This is a genomic window from Pelistega suis (assembly GCF_013133795.1).
Taxonomy (GTDB): domain Bacteria; phylum Pseudomonadota; class Gammaproteobacteria; order Burkholderiales; family Burkholderiaceae_B; genus Taylorella; species Taylorella suis.
Genome location: NZ_JABGBN010000001.1, coordinates 426899 through 451608, shown reverse-complemented (window position 1 = coordinate 451608; position 24710 = coordinate 426899). Strand labels below are relative to the sequence as shown.

18 protein-coding genes and 1 riboswitch are annotated in these 24710 nt (G+C 42.4%); of the genes, 4 read left to right on the top strand and 14 right to left on the bottom strand.

Annotated features, from left to right (window positions below; translation table 11 throughout):
* Positions 1–56: 56 nt before the first annotated feature.
* Positions 57–971: a LysR family transcriptional regulator gene (locus HKX39_RS02155; protein ID WP_171679660.1), complete on the bottom strand. Its 915-nt coding sequence runs from the start codon at positions 969–971 to the stop codon at positions 57–59.
* 161 nt (positions 972–1132) lie between these two features.
* Between HKX39_RS02155 and HKX39_RS02150 the strand changes: the two genes are divergently transcribed.
* Entirely contained in the window at positions 1133–2623 is a 1491-nt protein-coding gene (locus HKX39_RS02150) for a CoA-acylating methylmalonate-semialdehyde dehydrogenase (RefSeq protein ID WP_171679659.1), read from the top strand.
* A 139-nt stretch (positions 2624–2762) separates the two neighbouring features.
* Here HKX39_RS02150 and HKX39_RS02145 read toward each other — a convergent pair whose 3' ends face one another.
* Entirely contained in the window at positions 2763–3785 is a 1023-nt protein-coding gene (locus HKX39_RS02145) for a cytochrome-c peroxidase (RefSeq protein WP_171679658.1), read from the bottom strand.
* A gap of 223 nt (positions 3786–4008) precedes the next feature.
* Positions 4009–4103: riboswitch (yybP-ykoY riboswitch) on the top strand.
* 91 nt (positions 4104–4194) lie between these two features.
* On the opposite strand from HKX39_RS02145, the gene HKX39_RS02140 reads away from it, so the two are divergent.
* Both HKX39_RS02140 and HKX39_RS02135 read left to right on the top strand, forming a co-directional pair.
* Complete coding sequence (locus HKX39_RS02140; protein WP_171679657.1) at positions 4195–4782, top strand: TMEM165/GDT1 family protein; 588 nt, start codon at positions 4195–4197, stop codon at positions 4780–4782.
* Between the two features lies 1 nt (position 4783).
* The gene (locus HKX39_RS02135; protein WP_171679656.1) at positions 4784–5146 is read left to right on the top strand and encodes a TIGR02328 family protein; all 363 of its coding nucleotides are present in this window, start codon (positions 4784–4786) and stop codon (positions 5144–5146) included.
* Here HKX39_RS02135 and HKX39_RS02130 read toward each other — a convergent pair.
* The 11 genes from HKX39_RS02130 to tkt all read right to left on the bottom strand — a co-directional run bounded on the left by HKX39_RS02130 (position 5143) and on the right by tkt (position 23355).
* Entirely contained in the window at positions 5143–6171 is a 1029-nt protein-coding gene (locus HKX39_RS02130; protein ID WP_171679655.1) for an L-threonylcarbamoyladenylate synthase, read from the bottom strand. The two genes, HKX39_RS02135 and HKX39_RS02130, sit on opposite strands and share 4 nt — an antisense overlap.
* Positions 6172–6174: 3 nt before the next feature.
* Positions 6175–7350: a 5-(carboxyamino)imidazole ribonucleotide synthase gene (locus HKX39_RS02125; protein WP_171679654.1), complete on the bottom strand. Its 1176-nt coding sequence runs from the start codon at positions 7348–7350 to the stop codon at positions 6175–6177.
* A gap of 1 nt (position 7351) precedes the next feature.
* The gene (gene purE, locus HKX39_RS02120) at positions 7352–7846 is read right to left on the bottom strand and encodes a 5-(carboxyamino)imidazole ribonucleotide mutase (RefSeq protein ID WP_171679653.1); all 495 of its coding nucleotides are present in this window, start codon (positions 7844–7846) and stop codon (positions 7352–7354) included.
* Between the two features lie 39 nt (positions 7847–7885).
* Positions 7886–8770 carry a phosphoribosylaminoimidazolesuccinocarboxamide synthase gene (locus HKX39_RS02115; RefSeq protein ID WP_171679893.1) on the bottom strand — a complete coding sequence of 295 codons (885 nt, stop codon included), beginning with the start codon at positions 8768–8770 and terminating at the stop codon, positions 7886–7888.
* 206 nt (positions 8771–8976) lie between these two features.
* Positions 8977–10041 (bottom strand): class II fructose-bisphosphate aldolase, encoded by a 1065-nt coding sequence (gene fba, locus HKX39_RS02110; protein WP_171679652.1) that lies wholly within the window; start codon positions 10039–10041, stop codon positions 8977–8979.
* A 156-nt stretch (positions 10042–10197) separates the two neighbouring features.
* Positions 10198–11004, bottom strand: coding sequence for a carbon-nitrogen hydrolase family protein (locus tag HKX39_RS02105; protein ID WP_171679651.1), 807 nt, complete (start codon positions 11002–11004; stop codon positions 10198–10200).
* Between the two features lie 91 nt (positions 11005–11095).
* Positions 11096–13282 (bottom strand): penicillin-binding protein 1C, encoded by a 2187-nt coding sequence (gene pbpC / locus HKX39_RS02100; RefSeq protein ID WP_171679650.1) that lies wholly within the window; start codon positions 13280–13282, stop codon positions 11096–11098.
* 37 nt (positions 13283–13319) lie between these two features.
* The gene (locus tag HKX39_RS02095; RefSeq protein WP_171679649.1) at positions 13320–18875 is read right to left on the bottom strand and encodes an alpha-2-macroglobulin family protein; all 5556 of its coding nucleotides are present in this window, start codon (positions 18873–18875) and stop codon (positions 13320–13322) included.
* A gap of 73 nt (positions 18876–18948) precedes the next feature.
* A complete protein-coding gene (locus HKX39_RS02090; RefSeq protein ID WP_171679648.1) occupies positions 18949–20142 on the bottom strand; it encodes a phosphoglycerate kinase in 1194 nt (397 codons plus the stop codon).
* A 129-nt stretch (positions 20143–20271) separates the two neighbouring features.
* Positions 20272–21282, bottom strand: a complete 1011-nt coding sequence (gene gap / locus HKX39_RS02085; protein ID WP_171679647.1) for a type I glyceraldehyde-3-phosphate dehydrogenase — start codon at positions 21280–21282, stop codon at positions 20272–20274.
* A gap of 21 nt (positions 21283–21303) precedes the next feature.
* Positions 21304–23355 (bottom strand): transketolase, encoded by a 2052-nt coding sequence (gene tkt, locus HKX39_RS02080; RefSeq protein ID WP_171679646.1) that lies wholly within the window; start codon positions 23353–23355, stop codon positions 21304–21306.
* Between the two features lie 76 nt (positions 23356–23431).
* Between tkt and HKX39_RS02075 the strand changes: the two genes are divergently transcribed.
* The gene (locus HKX39_RS02075; RefSeq protein ID WP_171679645.1) at positions 23432–24166 is read left to right on the top strand and encodes a 16S rRNA (uracil(1498)-N(3))-methyltransferase; all 735 of its coding nucleotides are present in this window, start codon (positions 23432–23434) and stop codon (positions 24164–24166) included.
* A gap of 41 nt (positions 24167–24207) precedes the next feature.
* Here HKX39_RS02075 and HKX39_RS02070 read toward each other — a convergent pair whose 3' ends face one another.
* Positions 24208–24672 carry a barstar family protein gene (locus tag HKX39_RS02070; protein ID WP_171679644.1) on the bottom strand — a complete coding sequence of 155 codons (465 nt, stop codon included), beginning with the start codon at positions 24670–24672 and terminating at the stop codon, positions 24208–24210.
* Between the last annotated feature and the right edge of the window lie 38 nt (positions 24673–24710).

Below are 24710 nucleotides of genomic sequence, written 5' to 3'. Positions count from 1 at the left end.
CTCTCGGAAATTTTTAAGTGCCTTAAGGTCGTTATGCAATACAACATAACGACCTTTTAAATTTTTAACTGCTTTGCCTTACCTAGCATAAATTGTTTATTTTGTTCCATCACCTGCTTCATATACTGGGTAAAGACTTCGATACGTTTAAGGTTTTTTAAATCTTCATGATAATGCATCCAGAAACTACGTTGAATCGTATAAGTATCGTCCAACACACTCCGCAATAAAGGTTGACTTTCTGCTAAAAAGCAAGGCAATACCGCAATGGCTTTACCTTGTAGGCAGGCTCTCATCTGAGCAACCACACTATTACTCCGAAAAACAATTTTATCCCTTGGCATAATATCGTCGACATAACGCAATTGATCCGAAATAATCATTTCATCAATATACGAAATAAAACGATGACGCATTAAATCAGCTAACTTCTGCAAAGGTGGGGACTTATCTAAGTAATCATGTGTTGCATAAAGCTTAAGTGCATAATCCGTCAACTTACTCCCTATATAAGGACCTCGTGCTGGACGTTCAATACTGATAACAATATCCGTTTCCCGCTTACTATGACTCACAAACCGCTGAAAAGGCATCACATCCAAGGTAATCCCCGGATATAAATCTTGAAAATGCATGGCCACAGGTGTCAAAACAAAACTACCAAACCCTTCTGTGGCGGCAATTTTCAGATTACCACTTAATGAGTCCCCTAAACTACTCACCTCCTCAGTCGCATTTAAAAGATGACTTTCCATCTTTTCAACATGGCGCAAAAGGTCCAGTCCCGCTTGAGTTAGGGTAAAACCTGAACTACGCGATTTTTCAAATAAAAGCGTATTTAACTCATTTTCTAACTGTCTAATCCGTCTCGCTACCGTAGTATGCTCTACCCCCAAACGCACGCCAGCCGTGCTTACTCGCTGAGTTCTAGCCACTTCCAGAAAGAATCTTAAGTCATCCCAATTCAACATTTTTTATGTGTATAAATAAACAATTAATGTGCATTTATTATATTGCATTTAACTTTTATACACATCAAACTACTATACATCCAGTATTAAATATTTCACACTTTTGTAAGAAATAACGTGTTAGGGTCAGCCCTAGCATTCATCATAAGGAGACTTTTTAAATGAGCGTACCTCGCATTCCTCTCATCATTGACAATGAAAAGGTTCAATCTAAAACATCAAAATGGGTGGATGTTTTAAACCCAGCCAACCAAGAAGTTGTTGCTCAAGTACCTTTTTGTGAAATTTCTGAAGTAGATGCAGCTATTGCTAGTGCCAAAAAAGCTTATAAAACATGGCGCAATACAGGACAAGGCGCGCGCATGCGCATCATGCTCAAATTCCAACAACTCGTTCGTGAGAATGCAGGAAAATTAGCAGAGCTGATTACACTTGAGCACGGTAAAACTCTGCCCGATGCTGAGGGTGAAGTCGGTCGTGGATTAGAGGTTATCGAACACGCTTGCTCTATTGTGAGCTTACAACTCGGCGAATATGCTGAAAATGCGGCTACAGGAATTGATGTCTACACCTTAATCCAACCTCTTGGTGTATGCGCAGGTATCACCGCCTTTAACTTCCCCGTAATGTTACCTTGCTTTATGTTCCCACTTGCGGTTGCTGCAGGTAATACATTTGTCTTAAAACCATCAGAACAAGACCCAAGTGCTTCACTATTCTTAGTCGAGCTTGCACACCAAGCGGGTCTCCCTCCTGGCGTACTTAATGTCGTACATGGTGGCCCTGAGGTCGCTAATCGTTTATGTGAACATCCTGATATTCAAGCGGTATCATTTATTGGTTCAACACGTGTTGGTACAGAAATCTACCAACGTTCATCTAACCACGGTAAACGCTGTCAAGCTATGATGGGCGCAAAAAATCACTGCGTTATCATGCCAGATGCCGACAAAGAAGTAGCACTTAATCAATTAGTCGGCGCGGCTTTTGGCGCAGCAGGTCAGCGTTGTATGGCAACTTCTGTTGCCGTATTTGTGGGTAAGTCTAAAGAATGGATTGATGAGTTTGTCGAAAAATCTAAACTTCTCAAGGTCAATGTTGGCACCGACCGTCAAGCCGACCTAGGTCCTCTTGTTTCTCCGCAAGCCAAAGAGCGTGTTCGTCGACTTATCCAATCTGGTGTTGAAGAAGGTGCAGATTTATTACTTGACGGTAGCAATATCGTTGTCCCTGGTTACGAAAATGGTAACTTTATTGGTCCTACTATCTTTAACAATGTTAAAGTCGATATGCAAATCTATCGTGAAGAAATCTTTGGTCCAGTACTATGTATCGTATGCGTAGATACTATTGAAGAAGCGGTTGAGTTTATTAATGCCAATCCAAATGGTAATGGTGTTGCTATCTTTACACAAAACGGTGGCGATGCGCGTTACTTCCAAAATAATATTGATGTAGGTCAGATTGGTATCAACATCCCAATTCCAGTTCCTGTGGCATGGTTTAGCTTCACGGGTTCTCGTGGATCTAAACTAGGTGTATTAGGTCCTAATGGTAAACAAGCGATGGCATTCTGGACACAGACCAAGTCTATCACAGCGCGTTGGTCTCACCATGAGCGCGGTGTTAATACGACTATTTCGATGAAGTAATATCACTGAAACACATTATTATGCTTTAAATAAACACTATTTAAAGCAATACAAAGACCCTTCGTTTAACAACGAAGGGTCTTTTTTGTTTACAGTCTTTATAGGACTATATTTACATTCTATCTACTTTAAAACACCTTTATTTCGCCCAAGGATTAGCACGAGGTGTCTCATCACTTGAAGGAGGTAAGATTGGTAAAGTGAAGCTTGGTTGTTCTCCTGTTAATGTCTTTAAGAATGCCACGATATCGCTCACTTCTTCTTCAGAGAACTTACGACCTAACTGTAAACGTCCCATTGTATCTACTGCTTGTGACAAGGTTGCCGCAGCGCCATCATGGAAGTACGGATAGGTTAATTCCACATTACGTAATGTTGGCACTTTGAATTGCATACGATCGGCATCTTTACCTGATACACCTGCACGACCCGCAGATTCATTGTCAGTAACATATGGCTCAACCACACCCATTTTTTGGAATGAATTACCACCTACTGCAGCACCATTATGACAGGCCACACAACCGCTATTTTTAAAGAGCAAGTAACCACGCAACTCTTGATCTGTAATCGCATCTTCTTTACCACCTAACCATTGATCAAAACGAGAGTTTGGTGTCACCAATGTTTCTTCAAAAGCGGCTAAAGCCTTAGTGATTTGTTCAATCGTGATTTTGTCCTCATTAAATGTCTTCTTAAACTCTTCACGATACTGAGGGATAGACGTTAAGATATCAACTGCCAAATCATGTGTGAATGCCATTTCTAATGGATTGGCAATTGGACCACCTGCTTGCTCTTGTAAATTTGCTGCACGACCATCCCAGAATTGTACAAAGTTTAAACTTGAGTTCAATACGGTTGGTGAATTAATTGGACCTTGTGACCATTTATCACCAATAGAGGTTTTAAGATTGTCTGTACCACCCATCGATAAGTTATGGCAGGAGTTACAAGAAATAAACCCTGAACGAGAAAGACGTGGGTCAAAGAATAGCTTTTTACCGAGCTCAACCTCAGCAGGATTTTGCCCTTTTGCTGGCTCAATCGCAACGATTAATTCATTATTCGGTTTATAACGCTCTTCTTTTGCTTGCGCCATGGCTGTACTCATTGATAAAGCAGCCAAACAAGACACCAAAACTTTTACTGATACTTTCATCTTTCTCTCCTTATGAGTTAATACCCTTCATTACTTTATGGTTATTTAAAGTTTACCTCCCTTTTATGAGCAAAGTTTTGCGATAAATCAAACAATCATAGTTTTTAGCAATAAAAATGATAAAACCATAAAAAATTAATATGGCTTTTGGCAAAAAATCGACAACCACAAACTTCAACGATAGAGAATACTTGACGATACCCCCATCCCCTTATAAAATGCTGTTACTTTCATTGGGGAGTAGTCTCTCACTGTTGAGGCTTGCGTCAACACACTTGGCAGACAATGCTATGGCGCCGGCGACTAGTACACTAGTTTGACAAGACCTTTGATTACTCGGGTGCTATTAGCCGGATAGTACTTGCGTAGTCATTCGTCTATCTACTGTCCGGCTAAAGGTTTATTCCAAATGAATGCACTTCTCGTCTCGACAGGCATTGTAGCTCTTGCCGAAATGGGTGATAAGACCCAACTCTTGGCTTTCTTATTAGCTGCTCGCTTCAAAAAACCACTTCCTATTATCCTTGGTATTACTATTGCCACAATTTTTAATCATGCCTTAGCTGGTGCAGTAGGCGTGTGGGTAAGCCAATTTTTAAGTCCTGAAGTACTTCGCTGGGTGCTTGGTCTATCCTTTATTGCCATGGCAATTTGGATGTTAATTCCAGACAAACTTGATGAAGACGATGTCAGCTTAGCCTCTTCACGTTGGGGTATCTTTGGTCTCACCTGTATTACCTTTTTCTTAGCCGAAATGGGTGACAAAACACAAATCGCAACAGTAGCCATGGCAGCCCGTTTTGATGATGCCATTCTTGTTGTCATTGGTACGACATTAGGTATGCTACTGGCAAATGTGCCTGCAGTCTTTCTAGGTGAAAAATTTGCCAAACGCTTTTCACCCAAACTTATCCATGCTATTTCTGCTTGTATTTTTGCTGTTATGGGTATATTGACCTTATTAAAAATAGACCAGTTTTTCTCGTCTTTGATGTGATATGAGATTATGGCATGAACATATGTTGCCACGCTTACCACGGCAACAACTTCTAGGACAGCACCGCGAATGCGCTGCCTTACGAGGCAGCGGTTGGGGGCGTCCTCATATGACAGTGAACTATGTCTTCACTCACTCTCCCTATAAACTCTATCAATACCATCTTCTAGTGATGCAAGAAATGAGACGCCGTGGTTATCAGCCTGACCCACTCTGGTACAACCCGCTTTACAGAGGAAAATCAACACCAGCTTATTCAGAATTATCAGAAGTTACTCTTACCTCCCCTATTTATCCCGAACATGATCAGCATTATTGGGTAGAGTGTGAAGAAAACTTAAAAGGCAAAGGTATTCGAATTTAAACAAAAGCCGCTGCTGCTCGCTGAAGACGGTCATTTAATGCCTCCCAGTTAGCATCTTGCGGCAAAGCTTGCACACAAATTCGCTGGTAACCTTGCTCATCTAAACGGCGTAGTAATCCATAAATTTCTCTGGCATAAGCGACAGGGTCTGATGAAACCGCGTAGATTTCTAGTGTGCCAACCTCCGTTGTAGACACTTGCGATGTGATTTGGGATACCATTTCCTTAAATGCCATCAATACCCATTTTTCACCCGCAGGAATATGTGACACTAGTTGCTTGCACTCTTCCTCACGCACCATCTGCAATGGTGTACGAGGTGCGTAATGTGCCTTTAAAGAACCTGACACTCGTGGCGCAGCCTTATCAGGACTTGCTGGTTCATAGCCTAATACTTCAGCTAACTGCCCACGTGTAATATGGCCCGGACGTAGCAACACCGCACCGACCCCCTCTTTAAGACGAGAAAGATCTATAATGGTTGATTCAATACCGATATCAGCATCATCCCCCTCTAGGACTGACAGCACACCCGCTTGAATTTCTGCTGGGAACTCTGATACAACATGACTTGCACTCGTTGGTGATACTTGACCAAATTTATTGGCAGATGGTGCTGCCACACCACCTTGCCCATTAGGCTTAAGTGCAGAAAAAGCTGTCAATAAGGCTTGCGCCACAGGATGCGATGGACAACGCACACCCACACTGCTTTGTCCCCCACTCACCGCATCAGGAATATGAGTAGCACGAGGCAAAATCAAGGTGAGTGGTCCGGGCCAAAAATGTTCAATTAATTTCTTTGCCTCGACTGGAACCTCACTCACCCAATAAGATAAATCAGCATTCGGTGCCAAATGGACAATAACAGGATGATTCTGTGGACGACCTTTGGCTTGATAAATCTTCGCTACAGCGCTTGGATTCTCTGCATCGGCACCCAGACCATAAACTGTTTCCGTTGGAAAGGCAACTAAATCCCCTTCCGCCAATCGTTTAGCCGCTTCTTGAATACTGATTCGCATAAATTATATTTTTGCCCCTAAATGGAGAATATCACTCACTTGACGTGCATATTGCAGCACGAGTGCTGGGTCTTTATTCACAATATTGACATGACCCATTTTACGACCTTTACGCGCCTCTGCTTTACCATAGAGATGCAAATGTACACCCGGCAATGCTAAAACACTCGCCCAATCAGGTTCTTGTGCTTGATCACCATGAGCGAACCAGCTATCTCCAAGAATATTGAGCATAATCGTTGGTGCTAATAATTCCGTCGAACCTAGCGGCATACCCGCTAATACACGAGCTTGTTGCTCAAACTGACTACTCAAACATGCATTCATCGTGTAATGACCGCTATTATGTGGACGTGGTGCGATTTCATTCGCCACTAAGTGATCATCTTCAAGGATAAAGAACTCCACACACATCACACCAAAGTAGTTTAATCCTGTCGCAATCTTAACAGCGGCATTTTTGGCAGCCTCTTCAATCGCAGGGTCAATAGCCTCAATACCCACAACAGAACTCGATAAAATACCATTAATATGGGTATTAACACCCAATGGGAAGGTCGCTGTGCTACCATCAAAACCACGTGCCATGACGACAGACACTTCTTGCTTAAGTGGTAGCATTTTTTCTAATACACACGCCACTTCACCAAAAGACTTAAATGCCTCAATTGCCTCTACACGAGATTTCACGCGTGCTTGACCTTTACCGTCATAACCAAGACGTGCCGCTTTTAAAATGGCAGGGAACAATGTCTCATCCGCTTGCTCTAAGTCAGCTACCGTACGCACCTCCGCATAAGGAGCAACGGGAATACCTTGAGAAGCAATAAACGCCTTTTCGGCGATACGGTCTTGTACTACGGCTACTGCTGCCGCAGATGGGCTAACACGAGCGGTATGTGATAAAAACTTAAGGCTGGCGGCAGGAACATTCTCAAATTCCGTAGTCACCGCTTGCGTATGCTGTAACATAACGGCTAAACCGTTTTCATCATCATAAGCAGCCACAACCTCTTGCTCAGCCACACTACCCGCTGGGCTTGCTGAGCTGGGTTCTAGCACAACAACTTTATAACCTAAACTCTGTGCTGCATGACAAAACATACGCCCCAATTGACCACCACCGAGCATTCCTAATGTTGCACCAGGCTGTAATACCATTGAATAAGGAACTGTCATCTTATTCAACCTCGGGTAAGTGCATCGCACGTGCTGCTTCAGTCTGCTTTTGACGGAAAGCCATCAACTGTTGACGTAAGTCCTCATCATGCATTGCCAACGTTGCTATCGCATGTAAAGCCGCATTAGCTGCACCTGCTTCGCCAATGGCAAATGTAGCGACGGGCACCCCTTTAGGCATTTGCACGATAGAAAGTAGCGAGTCTTCACCGCGCAAATAGCGTGACGGTACTGGCACACCAAACACAGGCACTTCTGTTAATGCTGCCATCATCCCTGGTAAATGAGCAGCACCACCTGCACCAGCAATAATGGCGCGAATGCCCTTATCATAAGCTTGAGCACCATACTCAGCCATATCATGTGGCATGCGGTGAGCAGAAATCACTTGTGCTTCATAAGGCACACCAAAATCTTTCAGCATACGAACAGCGTTTTGCATTACGTCCCAATCACTTGAAGACCCCATAATTACGCCAACTTTTGCAATACTCATCTTAATTCCTATCTCGTCAAAGACTCTTTATACAAAGCTCTATTCACCACGCAAGCGCTCTAAGGCTTCACGATATTTTGCGGCTGTTTTTTCTGCGACTTCTTGCGGTAAACGTGGTGCTGGAGGCGTTTTATCCCATACTTGAGTCTCTAACCAATCACGCACAAACTGTTTATCAAATGAAGCAGGACTTGTCCCCTCTGCATATGTATCCGCCGGCCAGAAACGCGATGAATCAGGCGTTAACACCTCATCCATGAGATGCAATTGGCCATTATCATCTAAACCAAATTCAAACTTAGTATCCGCAATGATGATACCTTTTGTAGCAGCATATTCTGAGGCTTCTGTATACAAACGTAAGGTCACATCACGGATTTGTTCGGCTAATTCTTTACCCACTACATTAACTACATGTTCAAAACTCACGTTCTCATCATGAGCACCCACCTCTGCTTTAGCTGCTGGCGTAAAAATCGGGCTAGGCAATTTACTTGCTTGTTTTAAACCCGCTGGTAATTGAACACCACATACCGAACCCGTCGCTTGGTAATCTTTCCAACCAGAACCAATAATATAGCCACGAGCCACTGCCTCTACCAAGACAGGTTTTAGGCGTTTAACCACCATTGCTCGACCTTTAACCTGATCAACCTCATCAGGTGCTACCACGTCTTCTGGACGGATACCTGTCTCATGGTTAGGAATAATATGGGCTAATTTCTTGAGCCAGAACTCTGTCAATTCAGTAAGTACCTGACCTTTACCCGGAATTGGATCGTCTAAAATTACATCAAATGCCGAAATACGATCACTTGCAATAATCAATAATTTATCATCACCCACAGCGTACATATCACGCACTTTTCCGCGGGCTAATAAAGGTAAAGATTTAAGAGAAGATTGATGTAAAGTACTCACGATTTGACCTTTTAGAATTGCTGGAAATGATGCAGTATTTTACTATGAAAATATCTAGTCTCTCACCAACTCTAGCATTGAATGAAAAGATTAACGCCATCTTCTCTTAGACGCATAGCGTTAGACCATACATAGAAAAAGCTCCTCAGACACTCAGTATCTAAGGAGCTATAATCAATCTCTGTAGCGCTTAGAGAATAACTCTGTAATTATTTCACTTGCTGAGCTAAAGCACCTGAAGCATAACGAGCCGCCATATCCACTAATGACACTGGCTTAATTTTGCTTGCTTGACCTGCAGCACCAAACGCCTCATAGCGTGCAATGCACACTTTCTTAGCCGCCTCACGAGCTGGTTTATTAAACTCACGAGGGTCAAATTTAGACGGATTTTCAAATAAGAAACGACGTACCGCCGCTGTCATTGCAAGACGGATATCTGTATCGATGTTCACTTTACGAACGCCGTATTTAATCGCCTCTTGAATTTCTTCTACGGGCACACCATACGTTTCTTTCATATCACCACCGAATTGACGGATTTCTTCGAGTAACTCTTGTGGTACGCTAGAAGAACCATGCATCACGATATGTGTATTGGGTAAACGCGCATGGATTTCTTTGATACGTTGGATAGAAAGAATATCACCTGTTGGTTTACGCGTAAACTTATACGCACCATGGCTTGTACCAATCGCAATCGCTAAAGCATCTACTTGTGTTTGACGCACAAAATCTGCTGCTTGCTCTGGGTCAGTCAATAATTGATCACGTGTCAATGTGCCTTCAGCACCGTGACCATCTTCTTTATCACCTTGCATGGTCTCTAATGAGCCCAATACCCCTAACTCACCCTCAACAGAGATACCTAAAGCGTGAGCCATTTTAACAACTTCTTTGGTGACATCGACGTTATACTCATAGCTAGCTACCGTCTTACCATCAGCCATCAATGAGCCGTCCATCATCACACTAGAAAAGCCCAAATCAATTGCGCCTTTACAAATCGCTGGCGATTGACCATGGTCTTGGTGCATGACGACTGGAATCTCTGGGTAAGACTCTACTGCCGCTTGGATTAAATACTTTAAGAATCCCTCACCTGCATACTTGCGCGCACCAGCAGACGCCTGCATAATCACAGGGCTATTCGTTTCTTTCGCTGCTTCCATAATCGCTTGAACTTGTTCAAGGTTATTGACGTTAAACGCAGGTAAACCGTAGCCAAACTCTGCGGCATGGTCTAATAATTGGCGCATTGACACGAGTGCCATAAATATTTCTCCTGAAGGATAATCTAAAAATCAGTCTAAGTAACCTACCATTTTAAAGCTTATTCATGACAATTGCGATAAAAACAAAATTAAAAATAGTAAAAATTATTTAGTTTTGTCGCTATCAAAATACAATGGATACTTAAAACACTTTGACTATAAGCGACGATTTGCTAAGCAAGGTAGGAGCTCTCTCACACTTTGAATACGCTCACTATCCAATTCTTGCACTTGAATACCTACTGACTCACCACAACCTGCCAATACAAATCCCATTGGATCAATAATCATGCTTTGGCCAACACCTTTAGGGGCTGTTTGACCACTAGCTAATACATATGCCGTATTCTCAATCGCACGCGTACGAAGCAATAAATCCCAATGCATTTCTTTATAAGGACCAGGAATCCAGTTTGCACTCACACTTAAAACATTAACTCCACGATTAATTAGCGCACGCGCTAACTCAGGGAAGCGTAAGTCATAACAATTAATTAAGCCAAAGGTAAACTCACCGATATTGAATACACCCAACATAGAGCCATCTTCATATAAATCAGCTGGTTTAACTTTATCAGACTCTTTAAACTTAAACGCATCATAAACATGAATTTTATTGTAGCGTGTCGTGATTTCCCCTTTATTATTGATGACTAACAACTGATTCTGTACACGCTGCTCATTATCACTATCGCTCATACTCAATACCCCTACAACAATATGCATTTGGTATTGCGTCGCTAAAGTTTGCATAAACTGAATAAAGTCTGGTGTATGCTCACTCGCCATTTGGCGTAACACCTCCAATTCAGAAGCAAACGAACACATGGCGGCTTCTGGGAGCGTAAATAGCTTCACGCCTTGCTGAGCCGCTTCACTCACTAACTGGCGAATATAGTTTTTATTTTCTTCGATATCATTGCTCGCAGGAAATTGACCTACTCCTACTACTAACTTTGCCATTTGTCTTTGTCCTTTAAAATCATGATGAAACTTATTATAAATAACTCTCGTTTAATCCTAACCAATTTTCAGCTAAGCAAACTTGTTATCCTCAACGTATCCCTCTTACCTGAAAACGAATCTCATCTAACTTTCTCCCATTCTTATGATAAAGACTTAAGGTATATCTCCCTACTCGGGCAGGCCAAAAAAAAGGATTCTGCCCACCTAAAGTCTCTCCATTTAATACCCAATACACATCATTTGCCACCTGATGATTTAATTGTTTGGCCTCAAACTTCACTAATTGTCGCTCTTTAGGGATATCCGGATCTAGGGCAATAATAGTCCCTTGCGTCGGTTCACTGATAAAGCTAGCGCTATCGACTACATCACTACCTACTAAGCGAATCGTCTTCATCGCTGTTTTATCTAAAAAATATTCCGTACGACTAGGCTCTACCCTAGGCTCATAATCAATGCGTTGTGCCAGTACCTCGCTCGGTCTATCCTTTTGCATAGAAGGTAACTCTCGATGTAGATATTGCATAATGTCATGCCAAATAGGCGCTGCACCTGACACCCCACTAATATGACGCATACTTTCACCTGCACTATTACCCACCCAGACACCCACGGTATAGTGTGATGACCATCCTACCGTCCAGTTATCACGCATATCCTTACTTGTCCCTGTTTTCACCGCTGTCCAAAAAGGCGTACTCAAGGCACTATCCAAACCAAAGGTTAACGCACGTGCTTGTCTATCTGACAATATATCCCCAATAATCCAACTACTCTCCGGACTTAATACTTGCTTAACAGCACTTGCCGAACTTTGATTATCTATAGATAAATCTGTATTCTTTATTGGCAACCAACTTACTGGACGATATTGCCCTCCATTTGCCAGAGCACGATAGGCATTAGTGAGGCTCAGAAGTGTCACGTCTGCACTTCCTAAGGCCAAGCTATAACCATAAAACTCACCTGTTTCATTAAGAGGCAAACCCAAACTCACTAAGACATCTCGCATAGCCTCAATATCTAACATGGTTAATGCCTGTACGGCCGGAATATTGAGTGATGAAGCTAAAGCGGTTCTCACCGATACCCACCCTTTAAAACCTCGGTCATAATTTTGTGGAATATATAGCCCCGTCTCTACAGGTAAACTTAACACATCATCATTGAGCAAAGAAGCCGCGGTTAATCTTTTTTTATCGAATGCATAAGCATATACAAAAGGTTTTAATGTAGATCCAGCCTGTCTCAAGGCATTCGCATGATCAACATCTATTGCCGTAGAAAGTTGTCCTGACGACCCTACATAGGCTAATACTTCACCACTGTTATTATCCAGAACAACAACCGCCGCATCACTGACTCGTTCAGCAAATAGCTCTACTAAACGAGAGTGTATTCTCTCTTGTACAAAACGCTGCAAAGAGGCATCAATAGTTGATGGAAGATTTTCTGGGATATGAAGATATTGAGCACGATATTGACTAATTAATCGCCTAGCCAAATGAGGGGCATCTGTAGGACTATCCACCCACTGACTATGACGTTGTTTAACCGCATTACTCACAAATCGGTCAAGATATTCGCAACCATCGGGTTTTATCAAAGCACAACTACGCTGTACTAGTTTATCCACATCCGCGTTAGGTGCTCTCAACATGGCAGCTAGTAAAGCACTCTCCCTCATATTCAGTGCTTCTGGGTATTTTTGAAAAAAACCTTGTGCACCCGCAGGAATCCCAACAAGCTCACCTCTAAGAGGGACAAGATTTAAATAAGCCTCAAGGATTTGTTGTTTAGACCACTGCCCCTCCAAGGCCATCGCATAAAACATTTGCTGAATTTTCTGGGCATAGCGACGTGAACCTTGCTGGCGCTGCAACTCAGGAACCAACATCCCTACTACCTGCATACTGATTGTCGACGCCCCTCGAGTTGCTTCCCCTTGAACTTGCCCAACTACAGCATTACCTAACGCCAGCCAATCTACACCACTATGCTGATAAAAACGCTTATCCTCTGAACGCAAGATCATCTCTTGGATAGCAGATGAAAACTGCTCAAGTGCGGTCCACTCTAACCGTCGTTGATTGAAATTTGCTCGAATACGCTCTAAAGGTGTACCGTCTCTCGCCAGAATTTGAATGTAAGAAGCGGCTGACTGCTGCTTAATCTCAATAAAACTGGGTAAGGTAATTGTGCTTATCACCCATCGGCACAACAGCGCAATAACAAGAACAATTCCTAAAAAAATACTTAATCGTTGCTTCATCATTTGCGCTATTGTGTATTGTCATTTAGCCACAAGCTTTTTAAGGCTCTTTTACCCAAATATCGCTATTGACGGTCTCACCAAATACGGCTGGTGCATACATCCCTTCAACACGCGTGGCAGGTAAAGCAAACTTACCCAAAGCATTGAGACGAACGGTGTATTCCAATAGAGTTTCACCCGCATTCATCACACGATAATAAGCACGGAAGACGTCCGACTTACGTTCAATAAAACTTGGTGTATCGCTCATAAACTCCGTATCACTCACCGCGGCAATCGCACTATCACGACCTAAACCACTACCTAAAATCGTTGCTCCACTTGGAATTGGATCGGTCACCGCTACCCATGTCATCGGTGCATCTGCCGTGATTTTTAATTTCACTCGATACACATCACCGACAGACCATTGACCTGCGATACGTCGACTGACCGGCTCAATCAATTTCTCAACACGATAACCCGCATACACATTTTCCACTGGCTCTACGGCCGCTAATGTTGATACGGTTGCCCAAGCTGACCCTTTACCTTTTAACTGCAAGCTCATCTCTGCTGATTTTTTATCTAACCATGGCGCAATAATTTTTTGATTCAAACTTAAACCATTCCACTCTTGCGCTGTATCATAACCAGCTCCTTTCAATGTCATATTGACCTCACCTGTGGCTGGTACTTTTTCAAACTCACGACTAAAGGCATGAATAGCCAATGTGCCCCATAGATTATTGGTTGTCATCCCCCATTGTCCACGTTGTTGCGCACCCAGTAAACCTTGAACAAGGTAAGGAATATCTTGCTGCCAAGTCTTATCATCCGCTACCGCAAGTAATAACTTAGCATGCACCGCATGGCTATCTTCCATTAGCCACCACAATTGATTTAAAGCGGCGCTCTCTTTAAAGACCAAACGATCACCTTGCTTAAGCATTTTGGCTAATAGCGCCTGACGTAATGTCGCTAAATTCTGTGCTTGTTGCTCAGTCATTAACTGTCGATGAATAATATAGAGATTCACCAAAGCTGATGCACTATAACTCTCCGTTAATGGATAAGCCTCTAACATCCTCGGTGTCACGAGCTTATAACGTGCTAATGCTGCCAAGAGATTTAACTGATAGTCAGTCTTATCGGGGCTCGCTATCCAATCACCTTGCTGTTTAACTTTACCTTGTACGACTTGCTCTAAGCCAGTTAATAATTTCTCTTGTATCTGTATCGGTAATGTAAATGACCATCCTAAGCGCTGAGCATCTGCCGCAATAGCCAATACATAAGCATTGAGTAAAGGACTACCCCCAATACGGGCTGTTGGATAATAACGTAACAAGCCAAAGTCATCTAAATAGCTATGGCTTTCTTGCATAAGCTTATCCCAAGCCAATTGATTTTGTAGGCCCATTGCCACGGAAGCTTGTTGTTCAAAACACATAAATTGATAATCTTGGAAATAACGTTTAACTCCATCTAGACTTGCACTCAAGCTCTTTTGTATTTGCACTTGAATACCACCTCGAATATTATTTTCCACCGTCATCGCACGTGTAGGTGCTTGCACGCTTAAATTTACAGGCGTATCAGAAACCTGAACTAATTGTGTTTGACGCACAGTCACTGGCACGTAAGGGATTAACTGCTGTTTTATCGCCAATCTATCTCTGGCAATTTTACCCCCTAATTCTGCTTGTTCCTTCGCCTCAAATACCCAATCAATCACTTGCTTGCCTTCAGTATCATTTAAGCGAATAGGATTAATTGTCCAATTAACACGTGTAGAACGCCCCGCCAAAGCCGTTACTTTCTTCTCTTCTAGATTAGCCACTATACGATGACCTTTTTTCCCTTGACCTTTAACAAGTACAACAAAGTCTTTTTCTGTGGCATTGCGTAAAGTTAGCTGAGCTTCAAATTTATCTGTGTCACGAATTAATGTTGGTAAGCCAGAGATAATCTGTAAGTCTTGACGACTACTCAACTCTACTTTTTGTGTACCAAATGCTGATGAGCCGTCATCCGCAATGGCCACAACTTCAAACTGCGTAATGCTATCATTTAACTTAAATTCAACATTAGCCTGACCATTGGCATCTAGCACAATATCTGATTTCCAAAATACTAAGGCATCAAATAACTCTCGTGTTGGTGCTAAACCACCTCCACCACCCGCAGGCACAGCCTTACGTCCATAGTGACGACGCCCTACGACTTCACCTTGAGCCGTCGCTGTCCCTACTTGCCATGGACGCTCTTGCCACATCGCACTTAATAAATCCGTTGTCTTATTCTGAGCCAACTCTAATAAGGCTTTATCCACCACCAACACAGCCACACTTGCATTAGCCGCCTTATCCCCATTAGCTCGTTTCCCTGTAATCTGTAACTTCGCCGTATCTCTTACTTGATAAATTGATTTATCTAAATTGAGTGACAAATTCAATTGCGTATCTGGATTATCGACTTTAATTTTAGCCACACCGAAACGGAAGGAAGGTTTTGCCAAATCAACTAGCATACTGGCTCCTTCTGCTTGACTTTCGTCTTTTAGCCACGTCAATCCTGCGTCATTAACATCACCACGCAAACGTCCTCGTACGGATAATACGCTGATATACACATTAGGGGACCAATTTTCTTGAACTTTTAATTTGAATGTTGAACTATTTTTCTCAAAGTTAACCACTTGATAATCCATCACACCTTCTCGTTCAACACTCACTAAAGCGGTTGCTTGTGCAAAAGGAATCCGTACATCAAAAACCGCTTCTTCTCCTGCACGATAGGCCTTCTTATCTGATACCACATCTACACGGTCTGTATCATTACCGGTATACCAACTCGCTCCATTAAATACCCATAATGGTACACGGGTAGCATAGACTTGCTCTTGATTTTCAAGAGCCGCAGATAAATTTAACCGCCCTGTCTCTTTTATCTGAGTGATACATTTTAATATACCCTCTTGATTAGTCACCCCTTGACACAATACACCTAAATCTTGCATTTCCTGATGCGACTTAACCGCATAAAAACCACCGACTAGACGCTGACGCACCACATTATTTATCACACGCGTAGCATGTACAGTCACTTTTTCATTCGCTTGTGGTTCACCAAGTGCATTCACAGCAAGTACGTCAAAAGTAAAATCCTTATGAGGTTCAAAATAGCTTGCACTGCGAACACCTACCATCACAGGCGCTTGAATCGCTGTCACCATATGACTAATTGTCTGCACCTGCCCATTAGGATCTAAAAAGCTAACCTCAATCAATAAGTCTGCTTTGCCCTGAATCGCTGGAATATTCTCAATCGTTAAACGTGCATGACCATTCGCATCGAGCTGTAATCGTTGCTTATCCAAAAAGACCTTCCGCGGGCTTTTATCCATATCACTCACCGAAAAGTCCACATCGTTTAGACTGGGTACAGAGAACTCACTCGGCAAATATACTGCAGAAACCTCAATAGGCAACTCAGCCGCTGTACCTCCCGCCATATAGTTCACCTGAATATCAGCGGTCATTTGTTGAGGATTAATTAAAATTCCGCTTTCTTGTTGCTCGGCAGATACTTGAATACTTCCTGTTAAGAACGGTAGCTTAAACTCCTCTACCTGAAAGCTCACTGTTGGACTAGCAATATTAATTTCTTCTTCCGTGCTATGACGATATTCAAGCGTATAAACACCATTTTTTGCCGTCTTAGGAACCTCCCATTGTGTATCCGCATACATTCCACCATTAGGGGCTTTCTTCCAATTTAACGGCAGTTCAATTTCCTCATCCATTGCCTCTAAATTAATCACTAACTGATTTGGCAATATTACGTCCTGAGTCGGCGTTTGTAATCCTTGTGGGGTTTGTTGGCGAATAATATGTTTCATATTCAATACTTCGCCTGCACGTAATAACGTACGACTTAATACAGGATGAATCAATAAAGCATTAGGCTTATCAGACGAGGCATAATAACCCTCTGACGATACATTAAACTGCCACGGTTGAATACCACTATCCCAATCACTAAAAACAAATGCATAGTCCTCAACCCCATAAGACATTGGATGTTCTTTTGCTAAGGTTGCACTTGCCATATAAGCATATTTATCATATGCACAATTCTTCAGCTCTGGGAGTTTACCTTTAAAATGAAACACGCCCTTGTCATCGGTTTGACCAATTGCAATTTCCTTATTATCACAAGCACTTAAACGAATATTCGCATGAGGAATAGGTTGTGCATCATCTAAGCGTGTCACCCATACCAATGCACCAGTATCACTCGTTTTTAAATGCACAGCCATATTGGTGACTAAGGCAGTCGAACGAACATACATAGGCTGTGCATTTGTTGTCAGTTGTTCACCTAAAACTGGTGACTCTGCTTCAAAAAAATAAAATCCCGGTGACGTTACAGGTAAACCAACAACTTCAGTCTCATTCTGAGAGGTTTGTAGATGAGGTAAGGTTAACTTTGTCGTTTCTGGTAAATGACTAATCACCGCAAAATTTCGTGAGTCAATCTCTTTCTCATTTGCGCGATACTCCGTCTGTAGGCCATCCACTATACGACGTAAGTTATTTTCGCTATATTGCGCATTTGCCAATACAGGGACAAGACTCAACCATTTTCTGACTTGCGCATCGTTTTGTGTACGTATTTGTGCCACTTGTCCTGCTCGATATTGCTGAGCAATTTTTAATTCTTTTTCAACATTACGGACGGTTAAGGGAACTAATGCAGGATTTTCTTTTAAATCACTCCCTACCTTAGTATGTGCATAACTTTCAATAATGCCAAAATCACCTGTTGAAAATTTCAATAAAGGCGGGTAATGATCAAATTGTGTCTGAATAGGAAATTTGCTCGCATTACTTAAAGGACGTTGCGTATCATCTTGTATACCCTCTTGGACATTAACTGTAATCTTAGCATTTGGCTTAAAAGGTCCTTTATATACTAAGCTATATACCAAGTTATCCTTTTCATTTTCTTCTTGGTAGGGTACAACAGCAACATCATCCACCAATACACGAATCTTATCCTTAGTTGGAATATATTCAATTGCACTATTAAATTGCAACCGTAAATCACCCAATGGAGAGCAATTAGCTTTAGGATTTACTCGTTCGCATTGAAACTGCACAGTAAAGGGAGAGCGCACCACATAATTTTGAGAGAAGTTTTTACTCGTTGCTACCCCCTGAGTATTTTCTAAACCCGACGAAATTTGTAAAGAGACTTTTGCACCGCTCGGTAATTCACGAGAACATTGAACTAACTCAACATTTTCCTTATGCTCATCAACCCAAGAAAGATGTTCTTCCCATAAGTCTGTCTTTTCATTATTATCTAATAAACGCACAGGCACTTGCTCTCCAATACCTTCAATGATACATACCGCTTTATTCGCTAAAGACGTCGCATTAATAGGCTGAGTAAATGCCAAGGCAAAAATCGCATCTTCATCAATCTGTGCACCATCAGAAGGATACACATAGCGTAATGTAGGCGTTTCAGCGATAGTCTGTGCTACACCATAAGTAGATAATAAACTCAATAAACTTAGACTTAATAAAGACTTTTTAAACATCCCTCTCTCCTAGGCGTTTAAGATAAACAAACAGGTCAGAAGTCTGACCTGTTTTGTGGCGTGCATGCTCGGATTATTGATTACGCTGCTCTAAAATATCCACAGCAGGTAACACCTTACCCTCTAAGAACTCTAAGAAAGCACCACCACCTGTTGAGATATAGCCTACTTTATCGCTAATATTAAATTTAGCAATCGCTGCCAAGGTATCGCCACCACCAGCGATAGAGAACGCCGCTGAATCGGCAATCGCGCGAGAAATTTTCTCGGTGCCTGCGGCAAAGCTATCAAACTCAAATACGCCAACTGGACCATTCCATACGATAGTACCCGCCTTAGCAATAATATCTGCTAATGTTTGTGCTGTTTCGGCGCCAATATCAAACACCATTTCGTCATCTGCAATCTCTGTTGCTTTTTTCGCTGTTGGTGTTGCTGTCGCCGAAAATTCCTTAGCCACCACAACATCGGTAGGGATAGGAACGCCTGCACCACGTTGTTCCATCAAGTCGATAACCGCTTTAGCTTGCTCTACTTGATCTGGTTCAGCCAAAGATTTACCAATATTCAACCCTTTAGCTAACATAAAAGTATTTGCAATACCCCCACCAACCACTAACTGATCAACCTTGGTTGCTAATGATTGTAGAATGGATAATTTTGTAGAAACTTTAGAGCCTCCAACAATCGCCACTAAAGGACGTTTAGGCTCTTGTAAGGCACGACCTAATGCTGTTAACTCAGCCTCTAGCAAAGGGCCTGCGCAAGCAACAGGAGCAAACTTCGCAATACCATGCGTTGTTGCTTCGGCACGATGTGCTGTACCAAAAGCGTCATTGACATAAACATCACAAAGTGCTGCCATTTTCTTAGCTAGCTCTTCATTATTTTTCTTTTCACCAGCATTCACACGGCAGTTCTCAAGTAAAACAACTTCACCTGCCTTAACATCAACACCATCAACCCAATTCTGAATGAGTTTTACCTCAAACCCGAGTAACTGGCTTAAGCGTTTGGCCACCGGAGCTAATGAGTCTTCTGGATTTAATACCCCCTCTGTAGGACGACCCAAGTGTGAAGTCACCATAACAGCAGCACCTGCTTCTAAGGCCAGCTTAATTGCAGGTACAGAAGCACGAATACGCGTATCCTCAGAAATCTCACCCTGATCATTAAACGGCACATTTAAATCTGAACGAATAAAAACACGTTTACCCTTTAATTCACCGTTACTTGCTAAATTGGATAATGTTTTTACATTAAGCATCAAAAAATTTCCTCAAGAAAAATGCCTAACAAAAATGTCGCCAGTTCATCCTCTCTTCGCTATTGCAACTGAACACTAACTGACGACACTTTCAAAAGCATATTACGATATGCCAAGTCTCTTTATGAATTATTTAGCCGACATAAGCGCCACTGTCGTATCTAACATACGGCAAGAGAAGCCCCACTCATTATCGTACCAAGCTGATACTTTCACTAAACGACCATTTACTTTCGTTAAAGTAGAGTCATAGGTACTTGACACTGGTGTATGGTTAAAATCCATAGATACCAATGGATCGCTATTAAACGCCAAAATACCTTTTAAGAAACCTTCTGACGCTGCTTTTAATACTTGGTTCACTTCATCGATTGTTGTATCACGTTTCGCAACGAAAGTTAAATCAACCATAGAAACATTAACTGTTGGTACACGGACGGCATAACCGTCTAATTTACCATTTAGCTCTGGTAATACTAAGCCCACCGCTGCTGCTGCACCTGTCTTAGTTGGAATCATATTCATCGTTGCTGAACGCGCACGACGTAAATCTTTATGACGTACATCGATTAATACTTGGTCATTCGTATACGCATGAATAGTCGTCATTAAACCATTTTCAATACCGATAGCGTCTTGTAATGGTTTAACTAATGGTGCTAAACAGTTCGTTGTGCAAGAAGCATTAGAAATAACCGTATGTTCAGCTTTTAATACATCATGGTTTACGCCATACACCACAGTCGCATCAACATCTTTACCGCCCGGTGCAGAAATAATCACTTTCTTAGCACCTGCTTGTAAGTGTAAGCCTGCTTTTTCTTTTGTCGTAAATGCGCCAGTACACTCCAATACCACATCAATATTTAAATCTTTCCATGGTAACTCTAATGGATCACGTGTGCTAAATAGACGAATACGGTCACCATTTACTACCATATAATCACCGTCTAAAGACACATCCGCATTAAAACGTCCATGCGTTGTATCATATTTTGTTAAGTGCACATTGGTTTCTGCTGAACCTGAGGCATTAATCGCAACGATTTCAATATCATGCTTTTTACCGTACTCATAGTGAGCTCGTAACACCATACGACCAATACGGCCATAACCATTAATTGCAACACGAATTGTCATTGCATTCTCCTAAAATAAAATTTATAAAATCTCTTTTACGGTCTTAGCCACATTGTCTGGCGTAAGACCAAAATGCTTAAATAACACACCAGCAGGTGCAGACTCACCATAAGAGTCAATACCCACAACAGCACCCTGACGACCCGTATATTTAAACCACGCACCAGAACAACCTGCTTCTACCGCTACGGTTGGTAAATTCACTGGTAATACGCTATTTTGATAATCACGAGACTGACGGTCAAACACATTTGTGCTTGGCATAGAAACCACACGAACGGCGACACCCTGCTCTGCTAATAAATCTTGCGCTTTTAAAGCTACTTCGACTTCAGAACCTGTTGCAATAATAGCAGCCTTAGCATCTGCCGCATCACGCAATACGTAACCACCTTTAGCCACATTAGCTAATGTCGCCTCATCGCGTGCTATAAAAGGTAGATTCTGACGTGATAATAATAAGGCACTCGGACCACCTGATTGCACATTCATGCCTAGACTAGCTGGACGAGTAACAGCAGACTGCCAAGCCACCGCTGTTTCATATGTATCGCAAGGGCGCCATACATCCAAATTAGGGATAAGACGCAAACTCCATGCATGCTCGATGGATTGATGGGTTGGTCCATCCTCGCCTAAACCAATCGAGTCATGTGTAAATACATGCACAACGCGCTGTTTCATCAACGCTGCCATACGAATCGCATTGCGAGAATAATCAGAGAAAGTCAAGAATGTGCCACCGAATGGTAAAAAACCACCATGTAAAGCAATACCATTCATAATCGCTGCCATACCAAACTCACGTACACCATAGTTAATATGACGACCAAACTGAATACCTTGATCCGCAGCACGAACTGGTGCAACCCCCTTCCAATCGGTAAAGTTAGAACCCGTTAAGTCTGCTGACCCCCCTAAGAACTCAGGAAGAATTTCTGCTAATGCCGTGATAGCAAATTGCGAAGCTTTACGTGATGCTACTGTCTCTGCTTTAGCAATCGTATCGTTTAGGTAAGTTTGGAATTTATCTGAAAAATCAACCGGTAATTCACCCGCCATGCGACGTGCAAATTCTGCAGCTAACGCTGGGTAGGCTGCTTGATACGCTGACCAGACTTGATTCCACGCAGCCTCTTGCTCAGCACCTTTAGCTGTATGATTCCATGCGGCAGCGACATCTGTAGGCACTTCAAATGGTGCAGCCGTCCAAGCTAATGCCTCACGTGTTGCCGCAATCTCTGTTGCACCCAATGGTGAGCCATGGACTTTCTCGGTACCCGCCATATTAGGCGCACCCTTACCAATAACAGTCTTACAACAAATCAAGGTAGGACCAGCGCCAGCCACCAACGCATTTGCCTTAGCGGCGGCAATCGCCGCATCTACCGCAGCAACATCATGACCGTCCACTCCACGAATCACATTCCAACCATATGCCTCAAAGCGTTTGGGCGTATCATCAGAAAACCAAGGGTCTACCTGACCGTCAATAGAGATACCATTATCATCATATAAAACAATCAGTTTACTTAATTTCAAGGCACCCGCTAATGAGAAGGCCTCATGCGATACGCCTTCCATCAAACAACCGTCACCCGCAAAAGCATAAGTAAAATGATCAACGATGGCATGTCCATCACGGTTAAATTCTGCCGCTAATAAGGCCTCGGCTAAAGCAAAACCCACGGCATTGGCAACCCCTTGACCTAAAGGTCCTGTTGTCGTTTCTACCCCTGCGGTAATACCGACCTCTGGATGTCCTGGTGTTTTAGAATGCAATTGACGGAAGTTCTTTAACTCACTCATTGGCAAGTCATAGCCTGTCAAATGCAATAAAGCATAAATCAGCATAGAACCATGACCATTTGATAACACAAAACGGTCTCGGTTAAACCATTGCGGATTAGCTGGATTATGTTGTAGATGACGTTTCCACAACGCAACGGCCATCTCCGCCATCCCCATTGGGGCACCGGGGTGACCTGAGTTTGCTTGTTGAACGGCATCCATTGATAAAGCACGAATAGCATTCGCTAAAACGCTAGGCTGAATATTTGATTCGGTATTCATTTGAGTCCTGTGAGATCTGACAAACCATTTTCAACGTATAATTTTAACATTTCTATTCTTTCATATTGCATTGACTATGGCATTACCTCGTTTTTTCTGCCCTATCCCATTAGAAAACAATACTCTCATTACCTTACCCAAAGAGGCTGCTCATCATGCAGGACGCTCCTTACGCTTAAGAGAGGGTACAAAAATCGCTCTTTTTAATGGTCATGGGGGTGAATATCAAGGTATTTTGTACTTTAATGAAGGCATAGCCCAAGTGCAGATAGATTGTTTTATCGAAGATAATCGACAACTCTGTGGCAATATCACCCTTATTCAAGCACTTGCTTCAGGCGACAAAATGGATTGGATTATCGAAAAAGCTGTTGAGTTAGGTGTCAATCGCTTTATTCCTGTTGCCGCTGAGCGCAGTGTCTTACAGCTATCAGGGGCTCGCTTAGAAAAGCGTCAGCAACATTGGCAAGCCATTATTCAATCTGCTTGTGAACAAAGCGGACGTAATACCTTGATGGAGCTATTACCGGTTCAACACTTAAAAAATGTCTTTAATACTACTGGTGACACCGACTTATTTGTCGCTGATCCAGACGGTGAATTATCGCTGACGGAACATTTACGCCAACACCCAACAATGAATAATATTGGCTTTTTTATTGGACCAGAAGGAGGTTGGTCTCAAAAAGAAGTCGAACTCATGAGTAAACAAGGCGCCATAAAAATCCAGTTTGGTTCACGTATCTTACGTACGGAAACCGCAGGATTAGCCTTGAGTAGTGCGAGTGCCGCGATATTAGGATGGATATAAAAAAAGTGCTAACAATTTTATATATTGTTAGCACTTTCAGATTACTCTACATCCGTATAACCCTGCGGGCCTCTACCTGGCTCAGGGGGGCGATGTTTGCCCACATGATTAACTAAATACGCAATTGTTTTACCCACTTTTGGGGCATACATTGCCGCCTCATGTAAGACTTCTAAGACTAGATTAACATCCTCTTTTAAGTCTGGATCCCCTGAATGAATCTCATGGACTAATAGCAGATAACCCTGTTTCTGCTCTGCTAATGTTTCCTTAAGACAGTCCAATAAAGAATCAATGTCTTTGCCAAAAAAGACAGGATAATCGACAGCTTTAGCAAAAGCTCGCAATAAAGCGGATAAATTTCTCGCTTTTGAACAGTCTGCTGTAAATACGGCTAAACCTTGCACCTTAGCCGCTTTGCTTAAATCTTCTTCTTGTTTTAATAGCGCTTTGGGTAATTCACCACCTTTTAATAACGCTTGTTCAATATCGTTCTTTTTACTCATTACATCACCTTTTCCTTTACGCTTTCGTATATTGGAAA